Here is a 7,459-nt window from a genome sequence, read left to right as displayed (position 1 = left end):
CAATCAAAGAAGTGGTCTACGGAGAGGGCAATCGCACCAGAGCTAATGGACGAGCTCCCCAACATCCATCACAACGGCCAAAAGAAATCATCACCGAAGATCTGTCTCACCTAGGGGGTAAGGCTAAGTCTAAGAAGATATCTCGACTCTGCTCATCGTGGGCAAGGGACGAGAACCAAGAACGCATTATGGTACATGCGCATGTCGGAACCTCCGGCATTAAAACGGTCAACGCGGCCTACACCAGCCAAACATCTCCTAATCCAACGTGTGGGTATGTCTCTTTCGACAACCGAAGCGGGGATGTGTTTCACTGTCGTAACCCTTATTGGGATTGCAATTGGCAGGGCGATGCAGATCACGTAGCCTCCATGAACATCAAATCAAGGATCCAAGATCACCAGATCGACCGGTTCACTCCCTACACGGAAGTGAGAAAGATTCTTGACGCGAGGTTCCTACGCTAAATGGAAAGCCGGAACATCCTCGAAGATGCCAAGGATAGCGCTCACGGCAGGACTCCAAGGATACCACGACAACGCGAGTTGGACGTGGGAGGTGTGCAACCACCGACTCGCCCTAGTTCTGCCCCGTGGATGGGGCAGAACACGCAAAGGCGTCTGGAGAGCGAAAACAAAAGAGGTGCATATGAATGTATATGTATTTCGGAGCGGCAACGGCAAGGTCCAACCAGGTTCAATAACCAAATATAGAAACCAACGGCCAGAAGAAACGCTTATAAATCGCCAGCAGAAGACGGAATCTAAATACATACAAAAGGCGCCAAGCATAAGGCGCCTTTTGTATTACAAACGTATTTATAAACTTTAATAATCTGCCCTAGGGACGTAGCCTCCACGTCCTAGCGAGTAGCTAGATTCAAAATCTAAACTCTCATCGACGCCGCCACGGACCTCGGTCACCCAATCGAGTCGACCCTTGATTATTCGCTCTATTCCCGCCTGTAGGGTTACAGATGAGATTGCACAAGATGAGCAACTACCTTGGAGCTGTACCTCAACGACTCCCGCCTCAACGTCAACACTAACTAGAGCTAAATCGCCACCGTCTGCTTGAACAGCCGGGCGGATCATCTCTATGAGTTCAAAGACGTCTCGAGTTCTATCATTATCCTGAAAGGTGCTTTGATCTATAGTCACGAAAACATCTTAGTCCACCCGAGCAATTGTTACTATCGCTATAGGAGTAATTGACCAAGAGATTCCATATCCAAAGATGGGACTAATGGTCCGAGTGCAGGCGTTCTATCGCACCATCTAACTCAACTTGAGCAGCCGCTTTGTTTGAGAATCCCTCAATGGTGGCAAACTTTTTAGGTTCCAAATCCTTATAGTGTGCAAAGAAGTGGCTTATTTCGTCCTTCAAAAAAGAAGAGACATCTTCGATGTCGTGGATGTGATCAAACCTTGGATCACCATCAATGACACAAATCAGTTTGATGTCGCGCCCTTTTTCATCGGACATCACAAACGTGCCGACTGCTCTAGCCTTGAGGTGACACCCTGGCACCAACTCCGCATCTAATACTAACAACGCATCCAAGGGATCGCCATCTTCACCCAAGGTCCCCTCGATATATCCGTAGTTGAGAGGGTATGCCATAGGCGTGAACAGAACCCGATCCAACCAAACCGCATTGGTTTCATGGTCGATCTCATACTTATTTTTGGAACCCTTTGGAACCTCAATCACAACTTCGAAACTCATAGAAACTCCTTGACTCAAAGTTACTGGATGCACGGCTATGACATCACAAACAACTTGATCTCAACTGCTATAAAACCGCAGCTACAATACCACAGCTATTTTCAGGTAGCCATAGTGATACGTCGAAAAATCCGATCGCGCAAAGATACAAACTAGGCTCCTATTTCCCAAATACCGCAATCTTTGATTAGATTTCTCATACTATTTGCAACAAAATTCATAGCGCATAGCCTCGACTTGAAACCGCATAGCCGAGATTCAAGCAAATAATTTAGAAAAATCTCAGAGCATCAGAGCTCTCAGTGTTTCACAGCAAAATCAAAAACTTCAAAGCTTGACGACACGTCCACCCCGATGACTATCGATCGGCGCCAAATACTCCCCGGACTCTATCGCTATATCGCGCTCTGTAACCTCTGCCAAAGTCGAAGCGGCCAAGCCATCCCTAAAGGAGCTCAATGCGCCCTTCCAAGAGTCATGGAGTGGACAAACTTTTTCCCAATAACAAGGTCCGTCACCCATCGCGCACCGATCAGAGTGAATATCGCCTTCGCCGGCTTCAATCACCTCTAAAAGCGAGATCTCAGTGGGTGGCCGAGATAGCCAATACCCTCCACTTCGACCAGCTCTTGAGATAGCAATGCCAGCTCTAACTAGGTCAGCTAGAACTTGAGGAGTAAAACTCACTGGAATAACAGCAAATTCCGAAATTTCTCGAATTTTTTTTGGAGTTCCATCGACATACGCTCGCGATAGACAAATAGCAGCTCGCAGTACATAATCGCCCCTTCTCGATAGCGTCACATTCAAAATTAACTCCCAATTTTTCACAATCTGACTTGACATTTATATTCTACAGTGACAAACTTTACGTTTAGTACTTTACTAAAGGTACATAACATTACAAAAGCACAATAGGGGGTGCAGATCGATGACTTACGTCACTGATCCAAAAACGAAGGCTATGCCCTTCAAGGATGAGGATGATCCTCGAAAAAACGTTACCAGTGAGGGACGGCTCGACCCAGTCGCAGTCGCGATTCGGCTGCGACCAAAGGTCGAGACCGACATGGCATCTCACTTCGCTCCTAGCGATCCAAAGCTAGACCTCAGTCGCACAAAGCCAGTCAAAGCTATCCTCAAGAAGCGTTGGCTCCAATTCGCACTGATCGTTCCAAACCAGCTCATCTTCTGGTTGGTTATCTTTTCCGGCTTGATCGGGACCGTAGTACCAGGATTAAACTTCGCAACCGCAATTACATGGTACATCTGGTTCTGCATCGTATTCGTCCTTATGGTCGTCGTAGGACGAGCTTGGTGTGTTATGTGTCCCTTCGGCGGCTTCGGCGAATGGATACAACGTAAGACCTTCTTCAAGAAGACCCAGAAATCACTAGGCTTTGGCCTCAAGTATCCAAAGAAGCTAGCTGCTTACGGATTGGTCTCCTCAGCGGTCAGCTTCTTGGTACTAACCTATATTGAAGAGTTCTTCAATATAGCTGGTCCAGGAGCACCCCATGACACTGCATACATGGTCCTTGGCATCGTAGCATTCGCAACAATAACCTTCCTGGTCTTCGAACGTCGTACCTTCTGCCGCTATCTTTGCCCACTATCAGCCCTAATTGGTTCCGTCGGATCGATGGGATCGATCGCAGGCTTCCGCACAAAGGATCGTAACGCTTGCCAGTCTTGCTCAACCAAGTCCTGCATGCGAGGCGGCGAAGAGGGATACGGATGCCCATGGTACACTTGGGTCGGCAGCGCGGACTCCAACTCACTTTGTGGTCTTTGCACCGAATGCTACAAGTCTTGCCCAACTGACAACATTGGCCTCTATGCACAAGCTCCTCTCACCTCAGTAATCCAACCGAACAAAAAGAGAATGGACATCGCCGTTGTAAGCGCTATTCTTCTGGGACTCGTCGTCTTCCAGCAAATAAATGCACTCAGCATGTTCACATCGTTGGACGATTGGCTAAATAAGCAAACCCACTTCCCACAATATCCAAATCCAATCGATTACGTAGGCTTCATTGCTCTCTTCGCCTTGGTTCCTGTTGCAATCTACAAGGTAGGCGCAATTCTCTTCTCTAAGGGAACGATCGCCACTACTGACGGCACCTTCATGACCAAGAGAAGCGAATTCAGAAATTGGTTCATCTCTGGCTCATACGCCCTGCTCCCAGCCATTGGCGCTGACTACTTCGCTCGTCAGCTTCCAAAGTTCTTCAAGCATGCAACCAGAATCGTCCCAGCAGTTGCTCACCCATTCGGTGGCACCGCAAAGGCGCTCTACAACTACCGACTTCTTTCGGACTCCCACATCGTGATGGTTCAAGTCGCAATCATGATCATTGGAACTCTAGCGTCTCTTTATGCAGCCGCGAAGATCTCCAAGAGGGATCTCGTCTTGACCAACAAGGGTTCAAAGGTCGCATACGCCTACTTTGCGGTAGCAATCCTCGCAATGTCCATCCCAATGACCTTGCTCTATATACCAATGCACGCCGCAAACTAAATGCATCAGGGCTGATCGAGTTCGCCTCTTGGTCAAACAACATCAGCCCTACAGAATTGATTCGATTTTACATCTGCTCCACGCTAACAAAGATAAAAAGCCGGAGCCATCAAGGAGTTCTACAAGATGACAACTACCTTCAATCCAACTAAGATTTCAAAAAACCACAGCGAAGCCCCAGAGGTCCCCACACTAGGAAGCGAACTTCTCATCGAAGTCCTAACTGATCGATGTGCGGGCTGTCAGGAATGCCTTATTCGCTGCCCAACGGGAGCCATTGGCCTAGACACCGACAACTGGATCGTCACTGTCGATTCAGCACTTTGCGTAGGATGCGGACAGTGCGAGCGCACTTGCCCGTTTTCAGCAATTACAATCGACGGAACGCCAAAGGTTGCACCAAGCGAGCGCCATTACCTTCAGAACCGAGCCATACCCGCTATCGCCCCTTGGGAAGAGACCAGATCCGGCTTCTCTAACCTCGAAGCTGTTCTCGCCGAGGCATCACGATGCCTAAGCTGTCCCGATCCAACATGCGTTCGCGGATGCCCAGCGCACAATGATATTCCAGCAATGATTGCCTCGATCCGAGAGGGCAACCTAGATCAAGCTAGATCAATATTCGAAGCCACTACCCATCTTGGATCGATCTGCTCACGAGTTTGCAATCAAGCTGTCCAATGCGAGGGAGCTTGCTCGTGGAAACTAGCTGGTAATGAGCCGGTGGCAATTGGCCTTCTTGAACGTTTCGTCTTCGACAATAGCGAGATCCATGCTCCACATATCGAAGCTTCCTCTTCGATGAAGGTCGCAGTAGTTGGTTCCGGTCCTGCAGGAATGTCTGCGGCATGGGAATTCGTTGAAGCCGGAGCTGAAGTTACGGTCTATGAGGCCGACCCAATTCCAGGCGGACTATTGAACCATGGCATCCCGGAATTTACTCTTCCAAGTGAAAAAGTTAGTGAAGTTTGGAAGTCTCTAAGCGACGCAGGCGTGAAGGTTGAACTAAATCACCGCGTTAGCCAAGACGATCTTCAAGATTTTACCGAAAAGCTAGATGCAATCGTCCTAGCAAATGGAGCATCATCACCGATAAGGCCCTCAGTCCAAGGGTTGGACAGGCCGAACGTAATCGATGCTATGGCCTTTCTTGCAGCTTATGGCGAAAAGCTTGGCGCACATAACGACACCAATGCCATTGAAGGAAAGAAGATCCTCGTCATCGGAGCTGGCAACACAGCAATGGATGTTGGACGAATTGCAATCCGCTTCGGAGCTATTCCGACTTGTGTTGAATGGGTAACTGAATCGTTCGCTCGTGTTAGAAGTGACGAGCTCGAAGAGGCACGACATGAAGGGGTATCCGTCCGGTTCAACACTACCGCTACATTGATAACCGACGGAAAAGCTACTTTGGTGACAACCCAACAGAGCGATCCAAAGGTACTACCTAAGCTGATTCCGGGAACCGAAGAGATCGTCGATGCGGATATCGTCGTTCTGGCACTTGGATATCGTCTTGGAAGCGAATTCGGACAACTTGCACCACAGGCACCTTTTAGAGCCAGCGAATCCACAAAGCCTGACGACAACTGGATCACTAGTGGTATCTTCTCCGGTAACCATAACTACAATCGGTCGATAGCCGATCTGTCTTGGAAGCGAGAAGTCGCCGTTGCCGCCGCTCGAAGCCCCTATGCTGCAAACGTATTTGTAGTAGGAGACGCCCTAGTTGGGCCGTCCAGTGTAGTCGAGGCAATGGCTTCCGGAAGAGAAGCTGCACGCGCTTCAATCAGAGCACATGCTAGCAAAAAATAGCAACGAGGCGCGCGTTACATCCCAATACTAAAACAGGGAGGATGCCAATACGAAAGAAAAATCAATCAAAAAGCTAGATCTTAATAATTACCTTATGAAAGATCAGATCACCTTCGACTAAGGAAGTGATCATAAAGTTTCTCCCTTCGACTGCATGAACCCTGCACCCCCAGTGCCATGCTTCGAAGGGAGATCTTTTATTATCTACATGATACATAGATATCGCCGAAAACGGGATGCACATTAAATAAAACTATTCCCAAGTGGACTTTCACTAGTCCTATGCCCCCGGCAAGTCAGTATAGAAATACAACTCTCCCACAAGGGAAAATACCGAAATGGTTAGCTAATGGTGATTTGGCCGACGTTCCCAATACCAATTTGAAGTCCCCGAACCCTTGCCGAACAAATGACCAATTGCTTTGCCAAGCCTAGGTGCAATGACATTCACCGTTCATTTATCCAGGCCAACGCGTTATAAACTCCCGGTCGTGCGATGTTAAATCGGAGGCAATGACCAAATCAGAAGATGACCTAATACCTGATGGAATAATTCGCGCCCTACCGGAAGAAATATTGTCTGTGGTCATTAATGGCCGTCCAGTGGTAGTCACACTAAAGAAAACCACTCTTAGTGACGATATTCAACTAGGCGTTAAAATCATCTTTACAGGAACGGGTAATGAAATGGTAAAATGCAAGAACCTAGAGAATGCACTTCATTCCACTAAAGATCAGCACATCACCAATAGTGACTTAATTAAAGAGAAGGCCGCCTATGATTCGCAGACCACGGAAACGGCACAGCATCTCGTATACCTAGAGACCCAAATCGCCAAGAATTCACTAGAGAGACATGCTCCAGATATCAAAGGCGCAGTCGATCTTTTAGCCTTTGCGAGCGAGCCCACCACAGCCAAGATACTCCCCTTCCCACAAAAAGCACCGCCTAAAGACGATCTCAACTTGGCCTCGGGTCCACCACTACTCACTGAGATTATAGATTTTCAAAGCCGCTCCCAGATAGCACCGCTGAATCGAGCAAGAAATGGAGCTGTCGGATCAAACATAATCCCGGAAACGGCTGACATCGAACTCTTCAAGCTTCACGAGCTTCGATCACTGCGAACTATGCGCTTTTCAAACTCAAACATATCAATCGAAACTTCGATCGCCAATCGTCAATCGAAACAATACGCAAGATCCCAACGCCAAGACGACGAACCCGATCAACCACAGAGACGCTCGATGAGCCATTTAAGGTACAGCCAAGGGCCGAATCTCTCTCGGAAATTTAAAGCTAATGTTGTGGATACCGACAAACTATGAAATGCTACGAACTCTGGGACACCGATTGCGACCTTAACCTCTCCCGAGAGCACCACTATCGGT

General features: G+C 48.2%; 8 protein-coding genes. 5 read left to right on the top strand and 3 right to left on the bottom strand.

Annotated features, from left to right (window positions below; translation table 11 throughout):
• Both AXFE_RS13185 and AXFE_RS13180 read left to right on the top strand, forming a co-directional pair.
• A partial coding sequence (locus AXFE_RS13185; protein ID WP_152626087.1) for a zinc ribbon domain-containing protein occupies positions 1-467 on the top strand: 467 nt, incomplete at its 5' end.
• Positions 468-713: a hypothetical protein gene (locus tag AXFE_RS13180; RefSeq protein WP_152626086.1), complete on the top strand. Its 246-nt coding sequence runs from the start codon at positions 468-470 to the stop codon at positions 711-713.
• Between the two features lie 114 nt (positions 714-827).
• Here the strand turns inward: AXFE_RS13180 and AXFE_RS13175 are convergent, their stop codons facing one another.
• The 3 genes from AXFE_RS13175 to AXFE_RS13165 all read right to left on the bottom strand — a co-directional run bounded on the left by AXFE_RS13175 (position 828) and on the right by AXFE_RS13165 (position 2,574).
• Positions 828-1,160, bottom strand: a complete 333-nt coding sequence (locus AXFE_RS13175) for a NifU family protein (protein WP_320408783.1) — start codon at positions 1,158-1,160, stop codon at positions 828-830.
• Between the two features lie 82 nt (positions 1,161-1,242).
• On the bottom strand, positions 1,243-1,728 hold the full coding sequence (locus tag AXFE_RS13170) for an inorganic diphosphatase (RefSeq protein WP_052606426.1): 486 nt from the start codon (positions 1,726-1,728) through the stop codon (positions 1,243-1,245).
• Positions 1,729-2,055: 327 nt separating this feature from the next.
• The gene (locus AXFE_RS13165; RefSeq protein WP_052606425.1) at positions 2,056-2,574 is read right to left on the bottom strand and encodes an RrF2 family transcriptional regulator; all 519 of its coding nucleotides are present in this window, start codon (positions 2,572-2,574) and stop codon (positions 2,056-2,058) included.
• Positions 2,575-2,659: 85 nt separating this feature from the next.
• Here AXFE_RS13165 and AXFE_RS13160 point away from each other — a divergent pair, with 85 nt between their 5' ends.
• The 3 genes from AXFE_RS13160 to AXFE_RS13150 all read left to right on the top strand — a co-directional run bounded on the left by AXFE_RS13160 (position 2,660) and on the right by AXFE_RS13150 (position 7,396).
• Positions 2,660-4,249: a 4Fe-4S binding protein gene (locus AXFE_RS13160; protein WP_052606424.1), complete on the top strand. Its 1,590-nt coding sequence runs from the start codon at positions 2,660-2,662 to the stop codon at positions 4,247-4,249.
• A 126-nt stretch (positions 4,250-4,375) separates the two neighbouring features.
• Entirely contained in the window at positions 4,376-6,067 is a 1,692-nt protein-coding gene (locus AXFE_RS13155) for an FAD-dependent oxidoreductase (protein WP_052606423.1), read from the top strand.
• Between the two features lie 513 nt (positions 6,068-6,580).
• On the top strand, positions 6,581-7,396 hold the full coding sequence (locus AXFE_RS13150; RefSeq protein ID WP_052606422.1) for a hypothetical protein: 816 nt from the start codon (positions 6,581-6,583) through the stop codon (positions 7,394-7,396).
• Positions 7,397-7,459: the final 63 nt, after the last annotated feature.

Origin of the sequence: Acidithrix ferrooxidans (assembly GCF_000949295.1) — a bacterium.
GTDB lineage: Bacteria > Actinomycetota > Acidimicrobiia > Acidimicrobiales > Acidimicrobiaceae > Acidithrix > Acidithrix ferrooxidans.
This window is presented reverse-complemented; position numbering and strand designations above follow the sequence as displayed.

Coding starts and splice junctions, on each gene's coding strand:
- AXFE_RS13180 (WP_152626086.1), top strand. CDS start 468: ATGGAAAGCCGGAACATCCTCGAAGATGCCAAGGATAGCGCTCACGGC.
- AXFE_RS13170 (WP_052606426.1), bottom strand. CDS start 1,728: ATGAGTTTCGAAGTTGTGATTGAGGTTCCAAAGGGTTCCAAAAATAAG.
- AXFE_RS13165 (WP_052606425.1), bottom strand. CDS start 2,574: ATGTCAAGTCAGATTGTGAAAAATTGGGAGTTAATTTTGAATGTGACG.
- AXFE_RS13160 (WP_052606424.1), top strand. CDS start 2,660: ATGACTTACGTCACTGATCCAAAAACGAAGGCTATGCCCTTCAAGGAT.
- AXFE_RS13155 (WP_052606423.1), top strand. CDS start 4,376: ATGACAACTACCTTCAATCCAACTAAGATTTCAAAAAACCACAGCGAA.
- AXFE_RS13150 (WP_052606422.1), top strand. CDS start 6,581: ATGACCAAATCAGAAGATGACCTAATACCTGATGGAATAATTCGCGCC.